General features: G+C 61.8%; 1 protein-coding gene. It reads right to left on the bottom strand.

All coding sequences use genetic code 11. The features are described 5' to 3' along the window. Positions 1-233 (bottom strand): transposase (locus QP909_RS11860; protein WP_284767338.1); only part of this gene is annotated, 233 nt, incomplete at both ends.

The raw sequence follows: 233 nt of genomic DNA on the forward strand, positions 1-233 counted from the left end.
GATTCGATCGAGTTGGTGGTGTAGAGCACCCGGCGTGCCGCCGGTGGGAACTGCAGAAACGGCACGAACCGCTCCCATGCATCACGCCAGACTTTAACCGACTGGGGATATTTCCGGCCAAGTTCACTGGCCTCGAAAGCATCCAGGCTGGCACGCGCGGTGTCCTCGTTAGCGGCTGTGTAGACCTCACGCAGCGCGCGGGAGACTGCTTTGCGGTCCTGGTAGGACACCCA

The organism is Corynebacterium sp. MSK195 (assembly GCF_030228885.1).
GTDB lineage: Bacteria > Actinomycetota > Actinomycetes > Mycobacteriales > Mycobacteriaceae > Corynebacterium.